Raw genomic sequence first — 23,800 nt, 5'->3', positions numbered from 1 at the left:
AGACGTTGCTTATAGTGGTATAAGCGGCGCTTATCCCCGCAGGACGAGTGGATTCGGCTTTGCTGTCCTTTTAAAGGGCGGGATCGTTTCAAAGCGAAATATCCCGCCCCATTACAGTTGCAGGATATCCTCTGGACTCGCTATTCCGCTTCAGTCCGGAAGCTTAGCTCAGCGCGTGCGGAACTCCCGCGGAGTCTGGCCGGTCTGGCGGTGGAAGAGGCGGGAGAAGTAGTGGAGTGAGCTGAAGTGGTATTTCTCGGCTATTTCGGTAATACTCAGCCGGCTATGCAGCAGGTCTTCTTTGGCCCGGTTGACCCGGAAGCGGTTCATATACTCCACAGGTGAGACCCCGGTAGATTTGCGGAACAGCTCGAAGAAATGCCCCCGGCTCAGTTGAAGACTGCTGTAATATGCCTCCAGCGGCTTCGGTACATCATGCAGCAGATCCTGCTCCATCTGCTCCAGCAGACTGCTGATCCTCCGGTCCGGTATGGGCTGGCCGCTCAGCAGCAGATGGAGCAGATCATCAATAAACTCCTGGAAATGACGCTGAATATTCAGATTGCGGATGAAGGTCTGCTCATTATCGAACTCTCCTGCCTTATAGAACTTCTGAAACCGCTCTGTCCACCCGCGCAGCAGCCCCACATCCATGGACAGCGGAAGCGGATACGGGAAAAGAGGTCCCAGCAGCTCCTCCTTCAGTTGCTCCGGCTTATAGCAGATCGGACAGGCCCAGTCAAAGACGCCCTCCCGGTCCACATGATGCCAATCGAAATAGCAGCACAGATGAACCATGGGTTCGGCAGCGTCCGCACGCCATTCATGAAGCTGCCCGGGCGGGAGATGGATCAGCATTCCCGGACTGACCCGTTGGGACTGTCCGCCGGTTAACAGCATCCCGTAGCCTTCGCTGATCAGGTAAACCGAGCTCATATAGCAGATTCTCGGGGAGCTGGATTGCCCTTTGGCAAAGGGATAGCGGGTAGCCAGATAGACGTAAGGATGCATAGCGGAAAAGTTCATACGCTTCTTCCCCCCTCCCTTCCTTCCTTCCTTTCGTTGGTGCGATTACTCTGTAACGTTCGAAGCCTGCGCGGCTTCAATGGCGGCTGCCAGCTCTTCGTAAGATGAACCCGGCAGCAATTGGCCGTTCACCATAAACTTCGGAGTCCCGTTTACCCCGTAATTCCCTGCGGTTTTGAAATCCTCTTTTACCGGAAGCATATACGTGTGCGCCTGCAGATCCTTCGCGAAGCGGTCATAATCAATGCCGCTGATGTTGTCCTTCACGAAATCAAGCATGAACTGCGGGGTAGCCCAAATCTTCGTCTCATTCCCCTGATGGTCGTACAGCTTGCTCATGAATTCCCAGAATTTATCGTTGTCCTGGGCAAATACCGCTTCACCCGCGCTGGCTGCCATAATCGAATCCCGGTCGATGAAGGCGAAGTTAATGAAGAACAGCTCTGCCTTGCCGGTATCTATGAATTCCTGTTTGAACTGTTCAAAATAGGTTTCCTTCCACTTCTTGCACGCAGGACACTTGAAATCGGCGAATTCAATCACCTTGGCTTTGGCTGTGGTGCTGCCGAGATGCGGCTGCTTCTCATATTTCAGGCCATTCGCATCGAAGTCTCCGCGGATTTCCGTATAATTGGGCAGTCCGTCCAACCCGCCCGCCGCCTTGGTCCGGTTAAGGAACGCTACGGATACAGCCAGCACCAGCATAATGAATATAATGACCGGAACTGCGAATCCGTAACTTTTCTTTGTTTGTTTTACCTTTGATTTAGCCATCCCTATTTATCCCCCTAGAACAAATTGACACCGCTTATTGATAGCGCTTTCTATGCTGAATATAAGCCGGGGGATGTTTCAGCGTAAAGGTACACTTGCGGCAGCGGGGTACCTTTCCCCCGTTCAGAGCGGGCGTGACAGTCCAGCGTTAATTCACCCGCCGATCGTGCAACAACCGGACCCTCTGCTAAATACTTTCCTGCGGGATTCGCCTACGATTTATACAGGCAAACCCTATAGACGATTTAGTGTATCTGGAAAAACAGGTCAATACAGCTTGGAGGAGGCATAACTAAGATGAAAAAAACTAAGGTATCATCGGTGACGGAGGGTGCGGAGGCGGCGAAGGCAGAGGTGGTGAAGCTTGGGATGGCTGGGGCGGTGGCGGCGGCAGAGGATAAGGAGGAGTTTGGGGCGGAGGCTGGGGCGGCAGATTCTATGGTGGTCACTTCGGTAGAGGCTAAGGCAGTAGCTGCGGAGGTAGATTCTATGGCGGTCACTGCGTTAGAAGCTAAGGCGGAGGCTGGGGCAGCGGCGGATTGTACAGCGGCAGGCAGTCTGCTTCATACCCAAGAGCAGGCGGGGCGGCATAATATTACCTTCAGCGGTCCGGCGGCGGACTTCTTCGAAGGGGCGCTGCTGGGCAACGGCGGGCTTGGTGTGGTGGTGACCACCCGGCCGGATGCGGTTATACTGCACTTCGGACACAACAATGTCTGGGATATCCGCATTGCCGAGCATCACGCAGAGGATATTCTGAACTTCCAGGAAGTGTACGACCGCTTCGCTTCGCTTCCCGCTGATCTACGCCAGCTTACGGACAACCCGTGGTACCGCGAATACTGCGAAATGGCCGGAGACAACTACAGCAAGCCCTACCCGCGCCCGATGCCCTGCGGCTCGCTGCTGCTCCGGTATGACCGGCGCCGCGCGGAGGTACTCGGCCACACGGTGCATATTGGCGACGGACGCTGCACGGTTGATTTCCTGATCAATGGCAAACCGGCGGTATTCGAGCTGTTTGTGGAGGCGGAGCAGGACCGGGTGTGGATGTCGGTAACAGATACGGCGACCGGTTCGCAGGTTCCGCTGTTCCATGAGGCCAGGCTCATCCCCGATCCCAAGACACCGCAGGAGTTCCCTCCGGCGTCTTGGGAAAACGATGCTGGTGCTGGCTTGCTGGCTTTTACACAAATTCTGCCGCACATGGAGTTCCCCGCTTCGCCGTATATTCCGCATGAGCAGGACAAGGCGTTCCGGCTGGCGTTCCGGCTTCCGGGGGCAGAATTCACCGGCAGCGGCAGCATTGCCCGGCTGGATATCTCCGGGAAATCCAGCGGCTTCCTGGCCTGCGCAGAATTGCGGGAGGGACCGGCAGCGGAGATAGCGACTGGCGGAGTTAGGTGTGGAGCCGGATATAAGTCCAGACCTGGAGTCGGAGCGAAATCTGGGATTGTGCCACAAACCGGAACCGGAAACGGGTCCGGAGCCGAACACGGGTCTGAAGCCGATGCTGGAGCTATAGCTGACACCGGAACTGTAATGTGTGCTCAACCTGGACCTAGCGCATCTGCTGGGATGAACGCGCCGACACGCGCCGCTTACGACCACGCGCTGGCGCAGACCCGGGAAGCATGGCAGGAATACTGGGGGCATTCCTTCATCGCCTTGGAGGATGAATTCCTGGAGCAGATCTGGTACCGGAATCTCTACTTCCTGAACTGCTCCGTCAAAGCGGGAATAACCTGCCCCGGACTGTTCGCCAATTGGAGCTACGGCTCCATCGGAGCGGAATGGCACGGAGATTATCATATGAACTACAACACCCAGCAGCCATTCTGGGTGACGTTCTCCAGCAACCATCTGGAGAAGCATCTGCCCTACGCAGACATGGTGGATCATGTACTGCCGGTCAGCCGCAAGTGGGCGCGTAACTATTACGGTCTGCCCGGCGCCAATTTCCCGCATTCTGCCTATCCGGTAGCAATGAACATGATGCCTTACCCTGTTCCGCATTGGGGCTGGGAAATATGCGAGACCCCATGGACTGTACAGAGTTTATGGTGGCATTATCTATATTCCATGGATAAGGAATTCCTGCGCAGCCGCGCCTTCACGCCCATGAAGGAAGCCGTCCTGTTCATGACGGCTTATATGAAACGTCCTGAAGCCTATGGTCAGCCCTGGGAGGACGGGTGTTATCATATTTTCCCGACGGTGGTGCCTGAGTTGTATGAGATCACACCGGGATTTGCCCGCAACAGCGATTGCCTGATCGATCTGACGCTGACCAAATTTATCTTCCGGGCATTCATCAGTGCCTGTGCCGTTCTGGGAGAGGATGAAGCAGAAGGAGCCCTGTTAACAGAAGTACAGGACATCCTGAATCACTTCCCGGAGTATCCGGCAGCCGAATCCGCTTCGGGCCGTGTATTTGTATCCGTAGCTGGCGAAGACCCGGACACCGTCTACAACGTTCCGGTTCCGCTGACCACCGTGTTCCCCGGCGAGGAACACGGTTTGCATTCTCCTCCGGCAGAGTATCAGACGGCGGTGAATACTTACCGCAATCATCTCAATGAAGGCGGAAATGAGCTGGTTTTCCAGCCCCTGGCCGGGGCACGGCTCGGTATCCTTGATCTGGAGAGGTTCAAGCGGCAGATCCGGTACTGCCTGCTGCCTAACGGCACCTGCACAGATAAAGTGCTGATGAGCGGCGGGCGTTACTCCGATACGGACGACTTCAGCTTCATGGCGCGCATGGGTATCTGGTTCGAGAATTTCGCCCTGCCCGCCGTTATCAACGAATGCCTGCTTCAGAGTTATAACGGCGTGCTGCGCTTTTTTCCCAACTGGCTGGAGCATGACAGCGCAGAATTCCGCAGCCTGCGCGCGGTAGGCGGCTTCCTCGTCAGTGCGTCCATCCGGGCAGGTGAAGTGCAGCAAATCGAGGTGTTCAGTGAAGCAGGAGCTCCGCTGTCCTTCTACATTCCTTGGGAGCAAGGGGCCGAATGTACCCGTTCCTCCGGGGAGATGCAGACCTTCACAGGTATAACCGCGGATATGCAGACTTCTGCCGGGGAAATTATCCGCATCGTTAAAGCGGGGGGATAGCTCCTAAATCAAATCAATCGCCAGAGAACAAACTAGGTGAAGCCACTTTGGCAGCTTGCTTGCTGAGGATTTGCAATGACTGGATTCCGTTTTATGCGGCAGGCTTAATCTTAGTTGCACTTTGTACAACTATATTATCTGATTTAGCACGGATTATCCGTTTAGTTGTATTCCGTACAATTAAACTGCCGTACTTAGATGGTTTTTACCGATTCGGCAAATTTAGTTGTACAGACTACAGTTATAAGAGGCGAGCAGCCCTTTTCGCCTTTTTTAGTTGTACATTATACAACTATCACGGAATTCCCCGTTGGAACTGAATACTCAAATTGCTGCATGTATGAAATGTTTGAATGAACCCACTACTCTAGCTCTGATGTAGTACGATTCAGTCGACAGTTCCATAGCGCCATAGTCCCCTAAGGCTTCATTCCCAACAAGAACACATGGTTATCGTGCAAAAGCAGCAAATAAGCGGAGGCGAATTTCGCCCCCGCCTTCCTTATGCCAACAGCTCCAGCCGACTGCCCAATTTGTAGCTTCCGCCTGCTTCCGCCTGGAAGTCTGTTCGTACATCACCCCATCGCACCGTCACCGTTCCCGGAGAAAAGGTACGGACCTCGGCTGCAGTCAGCCGGCCGTTATCCCAGGCAACATCCACTTCCGCATTACCCTTGGCCCGCAGGCCGGATACCGCTCCAGTGCTCCATGCCGCAGGAAGGGCAGGCAGCAGATGAATCTCTCCCGCGTGGCTCTGCAGCAGCATCTCTGCTATAAGCGCTGTACCGCCGAAATTCCCGTCGATGACGAAAATATTGCTCTCCGCTCCGGCAATACCCGATTTGGAGTAGGTGAACAGATTATCGAAGCACAGGCCGCTGATCAGGTGAGAAATATGCTTATAGGCATTCTCCCCGTCATGCAGCCGGGCAAACCCGAGTCCGAACAGCGCCGCCGTAAATTCCACATCCTCCAGCTCGTTCTGTTGCATCCGGTTCTCCAGTGTAACTCTGGCTGCCCTGCTGAGTTCCGGTGTCCGGCCGGGAGTAATCTGATTGCCGGGGTACAGCGCGTACAGATGAGACAGATGCCGGTGCTCCGGCTGAGCTTCCTCATAATCCTCCAGCCACTCCTGCAGCTGCCCCTTCCTGCCGATCTGGAGCGGTGGAAGCTTAGCGGCAGCCGCCTGAAGCGTCTGCCGAAACGCTTCATCCTGGTCCAGAAGCTCTGCCGCCATCAGGCAGAACTCAAACAGTTCCCGGACCAGAATCTGGTCCATCGCCGGACCCATGGACAGCTGCTGTGCTCTTTCCCCGGCATGACCGGGATAGAAGCTGTTCTCCGGTGAATTCGCCGGGCCGGTAACCAGCCAGCCATACTTGGGGTGGATACACATGTAATCGAGGAAGAAGATTGCCGCCTCTTTGAGCACCGGATAGGCCTGGCGCGCCAGGAACTCACGGTCAAGACTATATTCATAATGCTGTATCAGATGTGTGGCAAGCCATAGTCCGCCTGTAACATTAAGTCCCCATGAAGTCTCCCAGCCGGGAAGCGTAAATCCCCAGACGTTCGAAAATACATGCGCAACCCAGCCCTTACTGCCGTATAGATGGCCTGCAGTTGATTTTCCCGCCTGTGCCAGCTCTTCAACATAGCGCATCAGCGGAAGATGGCTGTCCCCCAGATTCGTAATCTCCGTAGGGTAATAATTCATCTGGGTGTTGACGTCCAGATGATAGTCACAGCTCCAGCCCATCCGGCAGGCTTCCCCGTCATTCCAGATGCCCTGCAGATGCATAGGCAGCGGCGAATCCGCCCGTGAACCGGCGATCGTCAGATAACGCCCGTACTGCAGGAACAGTGCGAACAGCTGGGGATCATCCCCGCCGCCCCGGGCCAGGGATTGAATACGCTGACCGGTAGGGAGATCTGCCTTATCTGAGCGCCCCAGGTGAATATTCACCTTGTCATACTCCCGGCGGTAATCGGCAACATGCTCCTCTCGCAGCATTTCATAGCCATTGCCTGCCGCCTGCTCAATGGTGCTGCGGCTTTCTGATTCCCAGTCCGCATCTGTACGGCGGTAATTCGTGCTGACGGCGAAGTAAATCCAGGCTTCATCCGCTCCGCTGACAGTCAATTGGCCGTCACCGCTATGAATCGAACCGCCGGATATCACCACCTTGACCCATCCTTTGGCATAGACTCCGCAAGTGCCGTTGCTGTGTATATTTTCTGTTGCCTGGCTCTTGAATTCCAGCATATCGCCTTCCACGGCTGTCGCTCTAAACTGCCCCGTCCCGTTCACCAGACTGAGCGAAAAGGACACTGTACCCGGCAGTCCGCCCCAGATCCTTGACGCTACCAGATCACCCGCATGCGAGGCAAAAACCTCACGGTGCAGCGTTGAACTCTTACCCTGATGCACCGCTCCGGCCACGGCATTCGTCAGATCAAGCTCCCGCCGGAATTGTCCGCCATCTCCTGATTCCTGCTCCCGGTTCTGCATCTGCTCTGCAAAATCAATCACCACCTCGCATAGTCCGAGGTTCGTGCCGAAATTCTGCTTCTTAGGCTGCAGATGCCGCTTAGCCAGACGGTCGCCCCCTTCGTAATCCCCGCTGAAGAAATGCTGGCGCATTTCTTCCAGCGCAGCCTTACCCCCTCCGGAGGAAGGTACCGGGTCGCTCTGCCCCGACCAGTAGGTGACCTCGCTCATACTCCATACTTCGCGGTGTGGAGCAGCCATCACGACTGCCCCTAATCTGCCGTTCCCCAGAGGCAATCCCTGGGCCCAGCTCACTGCCGGCTCAGAATACCATAATTTGAAATCATTCATACCGCATTCTCCTGTCTGTCATAATCTGCCCGCCTCCAGCAGGTTCAAGGCACGCTTACATTCACTGTTCCTCTATGCAAAAAGAATTCGCTGTCACGTCTACCCCGCTACAGGCTGTAAGCCGGACAGCATTCTCAAGGCTTGAGAACCTTTCCTCGTCCATGCTCTTGTCCTTGTCCTTGTCTGTGTCTTTGTCCTTGTCTTTGTCCTTGTCTTTGTCCTTGTCTTTGCCCATTTTCCTGTTTCGATCTCCCGCATCTGCCGCCGCAACAACCACACGGTTATGCCTGAACGTTAACCCCTGCGTGCTTCTGGCACTGAGAACGGGGGTATCCCCAGTCTCAAAGAGATTGTGCTCTATGCGGATATTCCGGTGCACAGGCGCCCTGTTGTCCGCTTCTTTATTCTCCGGGGCTATGTGGATGACCGGAGCTTCACTGCTGCCGCAGGCAATGAAGGTGTTCCCGGTAATGGTCATATCTCTGACAGCACCAGACTCATACCAGGACTCCGCATCGGCAGCAACCAGAATGGCGCTCATCTGCATCCGCTCGAATACATTGTCCGCAATCACAGTCCTGCGCCTTGTAGTCGCCAGAATCCCCCTGGTCGGAATCCGCGAGAAAACATTCCCCCTGATTTCTACCTCCGGGGTCCAGGTGACATTCTCAATGACATCAGTTCCGCCGATGCCCGACGGAACCGGCCCTTCCAGCGTTAACTCCAGTTCACGCGGATTCAGCTGCCGGACACCGGCAACCCGGCTGGCTGCATAAGCTGTCAGGGATTCCGCACGGACGAACTCAATCTCATCGCCCGGGTGAAAGGCCATGAACCCATACGTTTGCGGATGCATAAAGCGGACCTTCAACGTGTTTCCGGCAGACTGCCCGGCAATCCGCAGATAGGTGCCGTGCACATTGATTGCATCATCATGTGCCCCGCTAAAGCGGCTGTCTTCGATCAGAATCTGCCCCCGGCAGCCGGACAGATGAATGAAATCGGCGAATCCAGCAACGGTCCGCCCGGTCTCAGGACGCGGCGACAGATCCAGATGCCGGAAGACAAGATCCCGGCTGAACTGGCCCACGATCCCCAGCCCGTGCATGAAATGTATGCCTGCGTTCTGAAACGTCACGCCGGAGCTCTCCGTGATAAAGACTCCGGCCTGATCCCGGATGCCGTCCCGCACCTGCAGGACCGTCCCCGGAACAGCATCCGGCCGGAAACAGAAACTGAAACGCAGCCTGTGCGGGCTGAGCTCCTCGACAAGCCGCGCTTCCGCCAGCCAGTTATCCGTCCGCCAGGTTATGTTCTGCACGGGATCATAGACCTGCATCGGACCTTCACGGAACCGCCAGCCCTCGCCTATCCAATCCAGCCCGCCGCCTATCAGCTCATACCGTGAATCCGGGTGCACGGTGACTTCGCAGAAGTCCGCACCGCATTGCTCCACGGTCATCTCGGCTACTGTAGGCTGGACATAATCCAGATGCAGGTTGCGGATCTCCATGTCCGTGCAGCCGTCCAGAATCAGCATCGTCTGCTTCCCGTGGAAGAGGAACAGCGAGCCGTTCCCGTCCAGTGTCAGCTGACGCTGCCCCTTCAGCAGTAGCCCGGCGGTTTTGGTCACATTGGGAAGCTCTTCCTCGCTGGCCGTGTTGGTAATGTAATAAGGAACCCGGAACGCTGCGTCCGGGTAGAAATGATAGCAGCCCTGCGGGCAGTCCAGCAGCACCGGACCCTCCAGCCTGCCTGCGGCTTCTATCGCCCGCCGCATCGCAGGCTGGGTATCCCCGTCCGAATCCGGAACCGCGCCGAAGTCGGTCAGCCGGAGCACAGTCCGGTGAGCCGGTTGTTCATCGTCTGCGGGATGAATTTCGTGATGAATATCAAACACCTCCCGGATGAATAGTTATTCAGTTGCAGAGCAGCTTAAGTACCCGCAGACCGGTCCCGGTACTCCGGCTGTCCTTGTGCACTGTATTGCGAATTGTAACCTGCAATATGCCGCGTTTCTCTTGAACCGGGAATAGTGCCAGGATTGGACGGTAAGCATTCAGGCACCAGTCATCGAACAGATTGACTTCAGCGTAAGGCCCGCCGTTCAGCGAATATTCCACAATACCCGAGTCCGGCCCGTACAGCAGCACCACTCCGGCACCTTGTCCCGTCACCGTGAAGCTGAATTCTGCCTGCGGATCATCTGTATGGGTATGCTCCGTAGAGAACCGCCAATTCATCAGCGGCTCGCCGGGCTGCAGCTCCTGGGTGTGGAAGCCTGCGGAATAGGCGGCGGCACTGTAATCCAGCAATCCGCCGTACTCGTAATTCCGGCTATCCAGCGGAGCGGGCAGTGCCGCTTCCTTTATCAGCTGCACCGTCTCTTGCGCTTCTGCTTCCTCTCCAGGTACTCCTGCTTTACGCCCCGTTTCCTTTTTCAGCACCGCCGTCTCTTGCGCATCCGCTTCCTCTCCAGGTACGGCTGCTTCCCGCCCCGCTTCCTTTTTCAGCACCACCGTCTCTTGCGCTTCTGCTCCCTCTCCAGGCACCGATACTTCCTCCCCCGCTTCCGGCCCTGCTTCCTCCAGCCATCCCGGCTGAACGCCGCATGGCACAATCGCCTGCTGCAAGTACTCCTGCACCAAGCCGGCATACAGCGCATGCCCCGCATCGAGCGGATGGTATCCGTCCGGAGCGAACCTCTTCCAACTCAGCTCACCCGTGTGGATCATGGTGTACACCTTCGCCGCACAGTCAATCGACGGAATGCCATAATGATCTGCCACCTCCTCATGCACGGCGATATTGAACGGCTTGTAGCCGGTCAGGTTCTTGTCGGCTGCCGTGTACACGAAGATCAGCTCCGTCTCCGGTGACAGCCGCCGGCACTGGCGGACAATTCCCTCCATACCGCGGATGGACTCCCCGCGGTCTTCCCCGTCATTCACGCTGAATTCAACAAACAGCAGGTCTATTTCCCCGTGGCGCAGCACATGCTCCTGCAACCGGTGTGCACCGAAGGTGGAGGTGGTCCCGCCGACCCCGGCATTGATGCAGCGCACGGGATGGCCTGCGTATAACCGTTGCAGGTACGCTCCGGTCAGTGCACGCCAGCTGGTGGTATCCGCATCCGAAGCGCCTGCCCCCTCCGTAATCGAGCCGCCCAGAAAAGCGGCTGTAAGCGGGGCATTCCCCGCAAGCTTACTTTTCATCCCTGGCAGCCCCCGGCGCGGCGTAATACCTGGATTGCCGCCGCTGTTCTTGTTGCCCATGAGTTCACCTCCAGAAGCCATAAATGGATACGTCCTTATGCCTTTTTATTTGTCCTTTAGTTCAGCTTGCATACCCACAAACAGCAATGCCGGCCAAGGAGGCCGGCATCCGTTTTTGCAGCGGTTAGGCCGCCCGCTTTTCCGCGCTATCCGGCTTTATTTCGCTGACACATCATAAGCCTTCTGCAGAATCTCCAGATAGCGGTCCAGCTTCAGGTCTTTAAGACCTTTTACATAAGCATCCCAGTCCTTGTTCAGATCCTTGTTGCCCGTAATGAACTGCAGCTCGTTCTGCTCAATGTAGTTTCTGAGGTTCGTCTGCAGCATGCTGGCTTCATCGATGTCACTTGGGTCAATCCAGATCGACCAGAGCGGGAACAGATCCTTCGGTTCATGGCCCTCATACAGCAGCGTAGCATCATAGAGTCTGCGTTCATATCCGTTGGAAGCATAGATATCTGTTCCCTGGACAAAAGTATCGCGGTACTCCTTCGGCATATAGAAGTGGCCCATTCCGCTCCAGCCCGCATTACGCGGCGCTTCGCCTTCTGCCATCGGAATCTGCTTGATCACCGGCTTCGAATCCTTGCCGAGTGCCACATCGCCTTCACCCGGATCGGTCCAGTCAATGCCTTTCATCCCGCTGGCCGAGTTGGTCTGGCCTTCCGGCGTGAACATATAATCGACCATTTTGATCAAAGCAATCTGCGCTTCTTCACTCGCTTTGTTGGTAATGACAAACTTGGCTCCCGGCGATACACCGCCTGCATCATGGGTGGCGAACGATACGCCGGAAGGACCGGTAAGCGGAGCAAGCGGGTTGTAATGAGCTGAACGCGTGTTGCCCGGGTCAATATTGATGAAGATGGCAGGGTGCATGCCCGCACCGGCGCCAAGAATTTCCGCATCGGCGTTCTCGCCGATTTTCTTGAAAGCTTCAGCATTCTGTGTAAAAGCCCCCGGATCAATCAGCCCGGCATCGAACAGGGATTTGATATAGGTCAGGCCCTCTTTCCATTCCGGCTTGATGGCTGCCGATTCGACCTTGCCGTCCGGCGTCAGGTTGAGATAATTGCGGTCATCGTCATAGACGAAGCTGTTCATCAGATAAGGAATAATCCGTACACCGAAATCTTCAGTGGAACCGCTCAGTGGCACTTCATCGGCCTTGCCGTTGCCGTTCGGGTCCTGTGTCTTGAAGGCTTCCAGCATCTGCTTGAACTCTTCGGTAGTTTTCGGTTCTTCCAGATTCAGCTTTTTGAGCCATTCGGTGTTGATCCACATTTTATTCGGATAAGAGCAGTGGAAGCATTCCGTGTAAGCGCCCAGACCGTAAATATTGCCGTCCGGCGCCGTGTTCAGCGTCTTCAGCGCAGGCGTTTTTTCCATTGCTGCCTTAATGTTCGGTGCATACTTGTCAATCAGATCATTCAGCGGCACAAGAACGCCCTGCTGGCCGTATTTCAGCACATCGCCCTGCGAGAATTCATCAATGTAGGCGGTGAGCAGGTACGCATCGGGATAGTCGCCGCTGGCCAGCGAGATCTGGCGTTTCTCTTTGGCCCCGTCGGACGGGTTGATCTGCCAATCGAACTTGATGTTGAATTTGTCCTGAAGGAAGGTGGTGAATTTATTGGTCGGAATATCAATGCCCGATTCCTGGACGGCAAAGACGCTGACCTCAACAGGTGCTGCCGCAGCCGGTGTATTTCCGCTTGCATTCCCGCTGGTGGCCTGGGCGCCCGAAGGGCTGTCTGTATTTTTGCCCGAGCATCCGCTGATCACAACTGTAAATACCGTTACCAGCATTAACAGACTAATAAGGCTTTTCTTCAAAATCAATCACTCCCTTTTTTTGAGTTGAACAGGGTGGATATTTCTTGCTGCCGGCGGATGAACTCACCCCCTTTGCAGATGTATCTGCCGTGACTCAACCCTTAACGGACCCGACCAGCATTCCTTGAACAAAATAACGCTGCACAAAAGGATAAATCACCAGCACCGGCAGCGTAGCTACAACAATCAGTGCATATTTCAGAAGCTCCGCCATCTGCTGCCGTTCTACCATCGCCATCGCATCCATCGCTCCGGAGCTGTTGTTCTGGATAATGATACTGCGCAGCACCAGCTGAAGCGGGAACAGATCCGCCGTCTTCAGATAGATCAGTGCGTCGAAATAGGAGTTCCACTGACCGACGGCGTACATCAGCACCAGCACCGCAAGGATCGGCTTGGATAACGGAAGCACTACGCTGCGGATGAACCGCATGTCACTGCAGCCGTCGATCTCGCTGGCTTCGAGCAGTTCCTCGGGAATTGAGGCTTGGAAAAAGGAACGGGCGATGATCACCTGCCACACCCAGATGGCATTCGGAATCAGGAGCGCCCAGCGGGTATCGATCAGGTGCATTTGCCGGACCACCATATAGGTGGGGATCAGCCCGCCGCTGAAGATCATCGTGAACGTTATTACCATCATTAACACATTCCGTCCAAAAAACGCTTTGCGCGACAACGGATAAGCAATCATAACCGTCAGGGTGACGCTGATCAGTGTGCCGGCCGCCGTATAAAATATTGAATTGGCATAACCTGAAACAATCTCATGTGTACTGAACAGCACCTTAAACGCCTTGAAGGAAATATCGACGGGCCAGAGCCATACCCGCCCTGAGGTTACAGCCGCCGGACTGCTGATGGAGCTGCTGATAATGAAGATAAGCGGATACAGTACGGCTATCACCACTAGGATGAGCACCGTATAGACCACAGTGAGGAAAATCCGGTCACCGGTGGATTCTTTGATTTTTTGGGAAATTGCTGCCGAAGCGGCCATACGAGCACTCCTTTCCTACCAGATGCTGTTGTTCGTGATTCGTTTGGCCAAGCCGTTAACCGTAAGCAGCAGGACCAGATTAATCAGGGAATTGAATAAACCGACTGCGGTGGCGAAGCTGTAATTGGCATTCAGCAGGCCGATCCGGTACACATAAGTAGCGATGATCTCGGAATTGACGATATTCAGCGGATTCTGCAGCAGATAGACCTTTTCGAAACCGATCGCCATCACATTGCCTACATTTAGAATAAGGATAATCACGATTGTCGGGACGATGCCCGGAAGGTCGATGTGGCGGATTTTCTGGAACCTTGAAGCTCCGTCCACCTTGGCGGCCTCGTACAGCGTAGGGTCAATGCCGGCCAGGGCGGCCAGATAGATGACGGCGCTATAGCCTGCGGTCTGCCAAATATCGGACCAGACATAAATCGAGCGGAACATGCCAGGCTCCCCGAGGAAATTCACCGACTCCAGCCCGAAGAAATTCAGGGCAATATTGGCGAAGCCGAGGCGCGGAGCGAGAAACAGCATAATAATCGATACCATGACCACCGTCGAGATAAAATAAGGTGCGAAGGAGACCAGCTGGACAAACCGTTTGAACCGTCCGCCGCGGATTTCGTTGATCATCAGTGCCAGCAGGATGGGAATCGGGAACCCCGCCAGCAGCAGGAAGCCGCTCAGCAGAATGGTATTCTTCACCAGCGTCCAGAACATCGGATTCTCGAAAAAGAGTTCAAAGTTCCTGAAGCCTACCCATGGACTGCCCCATATGCCTTTGATCACGTTATAATCCTTGAACGCCAGAACCGCATTCGCCATCGGATAATACTTGAAGATCAGAAAAAACAGCAAAGGCGGAATGACCAGCAGATGGAGCTGCCAGTGCTTCAGCATGCTTTTTCCGGCGTTCGAGAGCCAGCTCTGGCCTTTCCTCCGGGGCGCCGGCTTGTTGTTTAATATCAGATTTTTCTCCAGATTAATCCCCCCTAAAGTTGTGCCAGCGTTTATTGCGTTGGTTTGTGCCCATGATTGTACCTCGTGCAAAAATCTTTTCGGAAGCATGCGATTGGTTTCCGTGTTGCTTCGTTAGTTCATTTTGCGTAAAACTTGCTGCGGAAGCAGGTGTTTGGTTGTGCTAAGTTGCTTCACTTGGATTGCTTCAAGCAGAACTTGCTGCGGAAGCAGGTACTTGGTTGTGCTAAGTTGCTTCACTTGGATTGCTTCAAGCAGAACTTGCTGCGGAAGCAGGTGTTTAGGTTTGACTGGCTAAATTGTGTGATAGCGCTTTCTCCACGACTCGATCATAAGGTGCTGCGCCGGGTCTTGAACAGGTACATTTCCGTATTTTGCGTACAGTTCACCCGGATTCCGGGGTCCATTGCATACGCTTACATCCCGCATCCCGCTTATACCTTGTCCAAATCAGGGGCATTTCTGCCCCTCATTTCCTCGTCCCGCCCACTTTTGGCGGAATCAGGGGCACTTCTGCCCCTCATTTCCTCGTCCCGCCCACTTCTGGCGGAATCAGGGGCACTTCTGCCCCTCATTTCCTCATCTCGCCCACTTTTGGCGGAATCAGGGGCACTTCTGCCCCTCATTTCCTCGTCCCGATCACTTTTGGCGGATTCAGGGGCACTTCTGCCCCTCATTTCCTCATCCCGATCACTTTTGGCGGATTCAGGGGCACTTCTGCCCCTCATTTCCTCATCCCGCCCACTTTTGGCGGATTCAGGGGCACTTCTGCCCCTCATTTCCTCGTCCCGCCCACTTTCCGGCACATTTAAAGGAATTTATCCCTCTCTTTCTCCCATCTCGCCCACTTTCCGGCACATTTAAAGGGATTTATCCCTCTCTTTCTCCCATCTCGCCCACTTTCCGGCGCATTTAAGGGGATTTATCCCTCTCTTTCTGCCTTCCCGCTCACTTCCGGTACATTTAAGGGGATTTATCCCTCTCACCCTGCCTTCCCGCTCACTTCCGGCGCAGTTAAAGGCAGCTGCTATTTCCGGCTAACTCAACTTGGTACTAATTTAAAATGAGAAAATTTGTTTTATCAACAGTTATCTGAATGGTGTTCTTTTCCTAATGGTGTTCTTTTCTAAACGTTGTACTTTACCAGACAATAAAAAACGGCCGCGCGTCCGGACCATGGACAGCTGCAGCCGCTTAAGCATGTGAAATCAATACTATTCGCCATGCGATTGTCGGTAGGTGCTCGGCGAAATGCCCGTCAGCCGCTTGAACGCCCGCCGGAAAGAATGTGAGCTGTTGTAGCCGACTCTGGCCGCGATCTCATCCACCGTGTACCGGCTCTCTCTCAGCAGGACTGCCGCCTCATCCATCCGCACCTTAATCAGGTGATCCGAATAATTGACCCCCGTCACTTCCTTGAACAGCTGCGAGATATATTTCTCGGGCCGCTCCACATGCTCGGCGACGCGGTACAGGGTGAGCTCGGTATCGGCGTACATTTCTGCGGTATACTGGTACATCTGCTTGATGATCTGGGTGTGCGCATCCTTCTTTTTGTTGGTGATGAATCCGCATAGCTCTCCGGTCAGCTCAAGGAATTCCGTCTGGATTCTCTCCAGCGGCGCCGAGGTGTCAATGTCGATAATCTGCCGTTTGACGCTCTCCCCCAGGGGGGACTCCATGAATATTTTTTGATCCAGCAGCTTGAGGAAGGTGCCCTTCATCTCCCCGATCAGCTGATGCTTCATTTCCATCGACAGCTCGCGGGGCCCCAGATTCTGTGCAAAAGTGGCCTCCATAATCCGCTCCGCCTCGGCCAGCTCGCCGGCGCGGATCGTACTGATCAGCCGCTGCTCCGTCTCCAGAGGATAATAGTAGGTCGTATTCTCAATCTGCACCTCCTGATGGCGCATGACTCCTTTACGGTTCGTATATACGGCATATTCCAGCGCCTGTCTGGCCTGCTCGAAGGACTGGCTAACCTCAGTAACCGACGAGAAATACTCCCCGAAGCCGCCCTGCACCGAAATGCGGTATTCCTCAAACACCCGCTGAACCCCCTGATCCATCAGGCGTTCCATCCCATCTTCCTTGCCCGCCGGGCCACCGTCAGCCGGGCTGGAGAAGAACAAAATGACTATTTTGTCAGAGCCCATATCTGTCATCGGGAGCGGACCCGCCAGCTCGGCAAACGTCTGCTTCAGCAGAAGCCGGGCCGCATTCAGCTCATTCAGGATTTCAACACTGTCCATACCGGAATACCCTTTGATCTGCAGAATTCCCGCATACCCGGTTCCTTCACCCAGTCCGATATCCGCCTGCTCGGCTGCCGAGACAATCTCCTCCCTGGATTCGAATTCCCCGGCGATCAGCCGTTTGAGGAAAGCATCCCGGACCAGCGGCAGCTGACGGTTCAGCTCAGTCTCCAGCAGCTTGTTCTTCGTAATCATGTCGGCGATATTCCCGCTCAGGAAGTCGAATTCATTGCGCTCCGGACTGTCCTCCTTGCCGAACTGCTCCTTCATCACGGCCAGCAGACGGTTAATCGGCATACTGTTTCTGTAGGCAAGCACAAGCCCGGCCAGCAGACCGAGGAACAGGGCGCCGGCCGTAATCAGCCAGGTCATATGCTTAATTTTATTGGCATTCTCCATCAACACACTGCGGGGAATCCCCGCCTGGTACACCCAGCCGTTCGTGCCGGAGCGGGTCGTGATCACGAGATCATCCCTGTAGAACTGGCTTACCTTATCCGCGTCAAAAAAAGGATCAGCAGCCAGCTTATCCACGTAACCATCATTTTGCCCCTGCAGCACTATGGTATTGCCGTCCGCATCGCTGATATGCACCCAGCCGCCATCACGCTCGGTCAGCCCGGACAGCAGACTGGCGATAATCTTCTCGTCAATATTAACCACCACGACAGCCGGCGAAGAATTATTGAAGCTATCCAGCGGCAGCGACTGCATGTAGGTGATTACCGAGGTAGGTGTACCTTTACTCACAAAAGCGCTAAGCGGCTTAATCTCACTCCGGTGCGTACGGTCCAGAATCTCCTTTTTCCACTCCTCCAGCGGGAGATCCTTGTAGTGATAGATCTCGTAATAATGATCCGGGCGGTAGGAGGAGCCGGCAGTGAGCACCAGATCATAATTGGCCAGATAAATATAATAGTCCTGCAAAAAATCATTCGTCTGTCCGAAGGTCAGGACATTGCGCATGGCTCTCCAGATCCCGAACACATTCGTTTCACGGCCTTGTTCATTCATCAGAACATTCAGTTCCTGATTAATGGCCAGCTGCCGGGTAAGCCCTTCAACCTCAGCCATGCGGCGCTCCAGAATCTCCTGGCTTTTCTCCAGCTGGGTCACGCTGTTCTCAATCGAAATGGACTGGGTTACAGAGATTGAGGTGTGGTACGACATATAGCCCCCAATGCTGGGAATAATTAAGATGACCAGATAGGAGATCAGAAATCTGCGGAACACCTTGGAGTACTTGGGCATGGTAAGATTCTCCCCTCTATTGGTAGCGCTATCATAGTATTAGCTTAAAACAATTTGCCGCCCAGTCAAGCTTTTGTCCTGCGCCTCCGCGCGGCGGCCATCGGGAATTTAATAAAAAGCAGCGATGCAGGCCGGCATCACTGCTTTTTATTAGTAATTCCGATCTCGCTGCAGACAACTGCCGCCCGGCGCGAGATTCGCGCGAGCGGCAGTGCAAGCGGATGATTAACATTAGTCAGATGTTAGAAATCCAGGAATCAGGAGCCGCTGAACTGCTCACCGCCTCCGTCTGCAGGCTTCCAGGCATGATTCACCGAAGCCTCCATGATGTCCGCATAAGCCCAGTGGGTAAGCGGAACATCCCGCCACGGGGGAACTGCCATCCCGCGCAATGGTCCTCTGCTGATAAGTCTGTTAATCACCGTAACCGCCTCTGCCCGGGTTAAAGGATTGCCGGGCTTGAAGCTACCGTCGCTGTAGCCGCTCAGTATTCCGGCAACCTGCGCCTTCAGGATGGCTGCCTCTGCCCAGTGCCCGGCAATATCCGGGAATCCGCGGCCTGCCGCCGTGTCTGCCGTGTCTGCCGGTATCAGTACGGCTGCCAGACTCGCCATCTCTGCACGGGTAATCAGCTGCGCCGGTTTGAAGCTGCCATCGCTGTAACCGGTCATCATCCCGGCTTCGGCCACAGCGGATATCGCCGCTGCTGCCCAGTAATCTGCGCTTACATCGCTGAACGATGCCGCTGATCCGCCGGCCTCTGGTGTGATGGCTGCGAACAGCAGCGATGCCATCTCGGCGCGGGTAATCTTCTGATTCGGCTTAAATAAGCCGTCCGGATATCCTTTGGCATATGCGGAATGATGTTCCTCTGCAATGCCCGGCGTAGAAGATGGAACCGGCGCAGATGTCGGCGATGGCGCTACAGTTACTGCAGGCGAAGCGGTTGCAGCCGGAGCCGGATTACCTCCGGTTTGCGCCGTGGCTCCGGGCTGTGGTGTGGCTGTAGCTTCCGGCGTTGCAGCAGGTTCCGGTGTTGCACTTGGAGCCGGTGTTGCCGTCGGCTCTTCACCCGGACCCTCGTCAGCAGCCGGCAAGGTGATTCTTAACTGATCGGCCAGCATAAGACCGCCTGACTTCTTCACAGCCTTCAGCACATGCGGGCCTGCCTCAAGTCCTGTAATCACGGCAATACTCTGCAGAATCTGCCGGTTCGCGCTATAGGCGCTGGCTGTCTGCCGCAGTTCGCCGTCCACGTACAGCTCAATGTCGCCCATTTCCGGGCCCGTCGGCCCTACGAGCGAAATCCCGCTACCCTTGAAGACATATTCGACATAATCACCATCACTCTCCGTGTAATGCACATCATTCTGATAATCACCGCTGAATTCAAAGGTCAGCGTAAGTGTTCCAGCCGGCTGAGCGGCCAGATAGGACTTCGCGAGCGTAACTGTACTGCCGGAGAGCGTATAATCCGTATCCTCTACCAACGTGTAAGACCCTTGGCGGATGCCGCCGAACAGTCCCGGCTGCCGGAGCAGCGTCACGTCTATATCGGCCTGAGCCGCAGCTGCCTTGTCGAAGACAGCCTCCACAGGATTAACGAGATCGGGAATCTCCACCTTCAGCATATCCAGCAGCATGAACCGGCCTGACTTCTTCACTGCCCGCAAAGTATGAATGCCTTCCGGAAGACCGGAAATGCTGTACAGATTCTGCTGGGCCAGCCGCCCGTTGCGGTACGCGCTTACGGTTTCTTTGAATTCTCCATCGACATAGATATCCATATCCCCCTGCGAGCTGTCTACTTCGGTATACAGACTGATCCCTGTCCCGTTGAAGGCGTACTCGAAGGAATCACCGTTCAGCTCGGTGTACTGCACATCATCCTTGTAGTCTCCCATGTTTCTTCCTGTACTGCGCGACCAGGAGCCATTATAGGTAATTCCGGGATCATCATTGTTGATCTGTTCGTAGCGCACTGTAGAGGAGCCTGTTATCTGGACAGTGCACAGCTCACTGCTTCCACCGTCGAAGCTAAGCGCCAGCTCCGTAAGGCCGGATGGCTGGTTGAACAGATACTCCTTTTTCAGGATGACTGTGCTGCCGTCAGCAGTGTAATCGGCGCCCGGCAGCAGGGCAACGCCATTATTCGTGATTGCCAGCAGCGAGTCGCTGCCGGCTGCCAGTGCAAGCTCCAGATCCGCCTGGCTGCCGGGCGCCTTGTCGAAGCTGCCTGCCTGCGGATTAATCAGCTGGCCTGCCGTAATCCGCAGCGCATCAAGCAGCATATATTGGCCGGAGTCCTTGACCACCTTCAGAGTATGCTCACCTTCCGCCAGCCCCGAAGCGCTATATACGATCTGCTGGGCTTCCTTATCCCCGGACGTATACGTGCTCACCCGGTCCGGACTTACGGCATCGTCCAGATACACCAGCATATCGCCTTGTGCGGGGTCCTTCTCCGTCAGCAGCTCAATTCCCGTACCGCTGAAGGTATACTGGAAATAGTCACCGTTCTGCTCCGTATAGTGCACATCTGCCCTGTGGTCTCCGGCAGATCTGCCGGTCGAGGCTGACCAGGAGCCGCTGTAGGAAATAGCCGGATTGCTGTCGTTGACATAGACTGAACGGGTAACCGAAGTTCCCCCGCCAGTCCCCGGATCACCCGGGTCTGTTCCGCCGCCGCCCTGCTGCCCGCCGTCCCCCGGATCTCCCTCACCCGGAGCCGGAGATGTATCAGTGATGCTGATATTCATATCCTGGCTGCCGGGAACCTGCTCTTTCCCGCCGTTACGCTGCCAGGAGCCGGTATAGCGCAGCCCGGTATCATCATCATTAACAATCGAGGTGCCCTCCTTGGCTGTCACCTTGAACATCCGCGAAGCATGCGGTTCAAGCGCTCCTGCATTGTAACCGTCCCCGAAGGTTCCAAGCTCCGTGTGGCTCCACAGATCGCGGACAGAAGCCGGGCCTTCGAGTCCGATATCGCTCCACTTCACCTCCACTGCTGCACTGCGGCTGCCGAGATTGAACAAGGCCACATTGTAGGTGCCGTCGCCGTTATTCGCATACCAGACCTGCTGCTTCGTATCCATCGACACCGGATGAGCAGGACGCCCGGACTGGTTGACGGCAATGACCTCGTCATTCGTCAGCAGCTGCAGGCCATAGTCGTCAAGCCGGGTCATGTCGTTGCCGATATAGAGCTGCGCCGCAGATACGGCCCAGAAGGTCATGGCTGTCTGCCGTTCATCCTTGGTCAGACCGTCCATTGCCCCGTTTCCGACATTGAGCGAATCGAAGTCATTCCATCCGCCGGGACCGGCATCCCGCCACCATACGGAAGCATCCGGGAATAGCCGGGCGATATTGCCCCACTGGGTTAATCCCACATTGCTGTCGTAGGCTTCAACATCCCACTGAATTCGCCAGCCGTTGGCGTATTTCTTCCAGAAGTCCACATAATTATGATCGAGCGCCCAGGAGAGCTCGAACCAGATGTCATGCCGGGCCAAAGCCTTGGACCAGGCTTCCACATCGCCGCGTGCATCAAGACTCAGATTGTTGATGCCTGACCCTGGAGTTACACTGTCAAATTTGACGAAGTCGATCCCCCATTCGCCAAGCATATCGGCGATGGAATCAATATACTTTTGCGCGCAGGGGTTGCTGAAATCGATCTTGTAGCTGTAGGCATTCCAGGCATCCACAATCTTGAGCGGCTGCACGGCAATGTCCTGCATCCGGCATTCACCGGCAGTTCCGTAGATTTCAAGATTCTGATTATAGGCGTCGATGGACAAGCCGGGGATCAGGTAGATTCCGATTTTCTGCCCGTTGTTGTGGACATAGTCGATGACCTCCTGGAACCCGTTCGGGTAACGCTCAGTACTTGGAATAGGCCTGCCGTATTCATCCATACTTCCGTTCCAGCCAGCGTCAATATTAATATACTCATAGCCGTGCGACTGCAGCTTCTCATGCATGGCATCCGACTGCTTCTTGATGCTGTCCGCCGATATCCAGTTCCCTGAAGGCTCATACACCTGCATACTGAAGCTGCTCCAGCCCATATAAGGCTTCTGTGCCAGCTCCTTGTCAGCTGCCTCCGCTACATTCTGCCTGGTTCCCGCAAGTCCGGTTTGCGCTGCTGTCATGATCAGCATCAGCAGGCACAAGCCGATTTCCTTACCCAAAGACTTCAAATATCCCAGCTCCCCTCGGCAATTTATAAAGCGCTTTCTATTCCTGCCGCAACTTGCCCACTGCATGCTCATTGCATGCTCTCTGCTTACTCATGATGAGACGGCCAATAATGGTAGCGCTTTCCATACGAGTTGATCATAGAGGGGTTCTGCCCTCCTTGGATAGGTACATCTGCGGTGTTCGGCGTACAGCTTCCCCTGTTCACGGGGGACAAAACTCAGGCGGGCATCCAGTTTTCCTGCAGTTATTGCTCCTTGTGATGGTGAATGGCGCCCCAGAGATTAAATGGATTTCCTCCACTTCCCACGGCCTCACGGGTAGCCTTACCGATTTTAGCTGGATTTTCTCCACCTAATTTCCCCTCTTCCCTCGTTTTTCTCCGATCCGTGTGGCAGCAAGTGCTATTTCTCCAACTATCTACCGTATACAGAGGTTTCTGCGTTATTAGATGTCGTTTTTCCACTTAGCTGCCTTCTCTTCTTCTTTACGTGTGGACCAAGCAGAAATTGCCTGCTGTGGAGAGGACATTGGCCCAATCTGCGATAATAACGCAACAGAAAAACCGCCTGAAATCAGACGGTTAGCAAAAGTGGAATTTATAGTTTAAAGTCTTCATCGCTTACAGGTTTATAAGTTACCCGGATTACGGCTCATTCGGACGCATTCCCCATTACCCGCGGCCGTACCTCGTTCACGGCTTCCATCAGACGGCCGCAGGTCGAGATCAGCTGATCAATCTCCTCCCGGCCCACTTTATCGATAATCTCGGCCAGCACATCCGAATAACGGTCCATTCTGCTGCCGAATACCGCCTGGCCTTTGGCCGTCAGGCAGATATAGATGACCCTGCGGTCGGTTTCGGACATCACGCGTTCAATATAACCCTTCTCTTCCAGCGTACTGACCATTTGTGAAGCCGTCGGCCGGCTGACCTGCATCAGCTCACTTAATCTGGAGACCATCAGGCCGCGGCACGGGCCTCCGCGTTCCTGTTCATCCGCCTCCTGTTGCTTCATGGCTGCATGTATGACAAACATCGTTACAAATTCTCCATGCGGGATAGAGTCCATGCTCTGCTGACGGGGGGTTAGGCGTTTTATATTTTCCAGTGTGATAAGCAGCTGCCTTTCCTGACTGTCCTGGATACTCATGAGACACCTCCGTTCTATATCATTAGATTACCTACCTAACATGTGAAAATCAATACAAACCGCTATTATCTTCCGATAAAAAATAAAAT

The 23,800-nt window shown here is 54.9% G+C and carries 12 protein-coding genes; 1 reads left to right on the top strand and 11 read right to left on the bottom strand.

Going from position 1 to position 23,800, the window contains the following annotated elements; translation table 11 throughout:
• Positions 1-168: 168 nt before the first annotated feature.
• Positions 169-1,026: an AraC family transcriptional regulator gene (locus GC101_RS20760; protein ID WP_171718801.1), complete on the bottom strand. Its 858-nt coding sequence runs from the start codon at positions 1,024-1,026 to the stop codon at positions 169-171.
• 45 nt (positions 1,027-1,071) lie between these two features.
• The gene (locus tag GC101_RS20755) at positions 1,072-1,800 is read right to left on the bottom strand and encodes a DsbA family protein (RefSeq protein ID WP_171718800.1); all 729 of its coding nucleotides are present in this window, start codon (positions 1,798-1,800) and stop codon (positions 1,072-1,074) included.
• 297 nt (positions 1,801-2,097) lie between these two features.
• On the opposite strand from GC101_RS20755, the gene GC101_RS20750 reads away from it, so the two are divergent.
• Positions 2,098-4,914 carry a glycosyl hydrolase family 95 catalytic domain-containing protein gene (locus tag GC101_RS20750; RefSeq protein WP_171718799.1) on the top strand — a complete coding sequence of 939 codons (2,817 nt, stop codon included), beginning with the start codon at positions 2,098-2,100 and terminating at the stop codon, positions 4,912-4,914.
• 502 nt (positions 4,915-5,416) lie between these two features.
• Here the strand turns inward: GC101_RS20750 and GC101_RS20745 are convergent.
• The 9 genes from GC101_RS20745 to GC101_RS20705 all read right to left on the bottom strand — a co-directional run bounded on the left by GC101_RS20745 (position 5,417) and on the right by GC101_RS20705 (position 23,711).
• Positions 5,417-7,756 carry a glycoside hydrolase family 95 protein gene (locus GC101_RS20745; RefSeq protein ID WP_171718798.1) on the bottom strand — a complete coding sequence of 780 codons (2,340 nt, stop codon included), beginning with the start codon at positions 7,754-7,756 and terminating at the stop codon, positions 5,417-5,419.
• A gap of 61 nt (positions 7,757-7,817) precedes the next feature.
• Positions 7,818-9,656, bottom strand: a complete 1,839-nt coding sequence (locus GC101_RS20740) for a right-handed parallel beta-helix repeat-containing protein (protein WP_171718761.1) — start codon at positions 9,654-9,656, stop codon at positions 7,818-7,820.
• 19 nt (positions 9,657-9,675) lie between these two features.
• Positions 9,676-11,031 (bottom strand): SGNH/GDSL hydrolase family protein, encoded by a 1,356-nt coding sequence (locus GC101_RS20735; protein WP_171718797.1) that lies wholly within the window; start codon positions 11,029-11,031, stop codon positions 9,676-9,678.
• 156 nt (positions 11,032-11,187) lie between these two features.
• Entirely contained in the window at positions 11,188-12,867 is a 1,680-nt protein-coding gene (locus tag GC101_RS20730; RefSeq protein ID WP_171718796.1) for a type 2 periplasmic-binding domain-containing protein, read from the bottom strand.
• A gap of 94 nt (positions 12,868-12,961) precedes the next feature.
• Positions 12,962-13,867 carry a carbohydrate ABC transporter permease gene (locus GC101_RS20725; RefSeq protein ID WP_171718795.1) on the bottom strand — a complete coding sequence of 302 codons (906 nt, stop codon included), beginning with the start codon at positions 13,865-13,867 and terminating at the stop codon, positions 12,962-12,964.
• 15 nt (positions 13,868-13,882) lie between these two features.
• Entirely contained in the window at positions 13,883-14,767 is an 885-nt protein-coding gene (locus GC101_RS20720) for an ABC transporter permease (protein ID WP_039307795.1), read from the bottom strand.
• A 1,292-nt stretch (positions 14,768-16,059) separates the two neighbouring features.
• Positions 16,060-18,351 carry a helix-turn-helix domain-containing protein gene (locus GC101_RS20715; protein ID WP_171718794.1) on the bottom strand — a complete coding sequence of 764 codons (2,292 nt, stop codon included), beginning with the start codon at positions 18,349-18,351 and terminating at the stop codon, positions 16,060-16,062.
• Between the two features lie 257 nt (positions 18,352-18,608).
• Entirely contained in the window at positions 18,609-22,559 is a 3,951-nt protein-coding gene (locus tag GC101_RS20710; RefSeq protein ID WP_171718793.1) for a X2-like carbohydrate binding domain-containing protein, read from the bottom strand.
• Positions 22,560-23,210: 651 nt separating this feature from the next.
• The gene (locus GC101_RS20705; RefSeq protein WP_039309982.1) at positions 23,211-23,711 is read right to left on the bottom strand and encodes a MarR family winged helix-turn-helix transcriptional regulator; all 501 of its coding nucleotides are present in this window, start codon (positions 23,709-23,711) and stop codon (positions 23,211-23,213) included.
• Positions 23,712-23,800 lie beyond the last annotated feature (89 nt).

The organism is Paenibacillus phytohabitans (genome assembly GCF_013141775.1).
GTDB lineage: Bacteria > Bacillota > Bacilli > Paenibacillales > Paenibacillaceae > Paenibacillus_AQ > Paenibacillus_AQ phytohabitans.
The sequence above is the reverse complement of the archived record's forward strand: the minus strand, read 5'-3'. Positions and strand labels throughout refer to the sequence as shown.

Excerpts from the sequence above, each read along its gene's own strand:
- GC101_RS20755 (WP_171718800.1), bottom strand. The coding sequence starts at position 1,800 with ATGGCTAAATCAAAGGTAAAACAAACAAAGAAAAGTTACGGATTCGCA.
- GC101_RS20715 (WP_171718794.1), bottom strand. The coding sequence starts at position 18,351 with ATGCCCAAGTACTCCAAGGTGTTCCGCAGATTTCTGATCTCCTATCTG.
- GC101_RS20705 (WP_039309982.1), bottom strand. The coding sequence starts at position 23,711 with ATGAGTATCCAGGACAGTCAGGAAAGGCAGCTGCTTATCACACTGGAA.
- GC101_RS20760 (WP_171718801.1), bottom strand. The coding sequence starts at position 1,026 with ATGAACTTTTCCGCTATGCATCCTTACGTCTATCTGGCTACCCGCTAT.
- GC101_RS20720 (WP_039307795.1), bottom strand. The coding sequence starts at position 14,767 with ATGCTGAAGCACTGGCAGCTCCATCTGCTGGTCATTCCGCCTTTGCTG.
- GC101_RS20735 (WP_171718797.1), bottom strand. The coding sequence starts at position 11,031 with ATGGGCAACAAGAACAGCGGCGGCAATCCAGGTATTACGCCGCGCCGG.
- GC101_RS20745 (WP_171718798.1), bottom strand. The coding sequence starts at position 7,756 with ATGAATGATTTCAAATTATGGTATTCTGAGCCGGCAGTGAGCTGGGCC.
- GC101_RS20725 (WP_171718795.1), bottom strand. The coding sequence starts at position 13,867 with ATGGCCGCTTCGGCAGCAATTTCCCAAAAAATCAAAGAATCCACCGGT.
- GC101_RS20750 (WP_171718799.1), top strand. The coding sequence starts at position 2,098 with ATGAAAAAAACTAAGGTATCATCGGTGACGGAGGGTGCGGAGGCGGCG.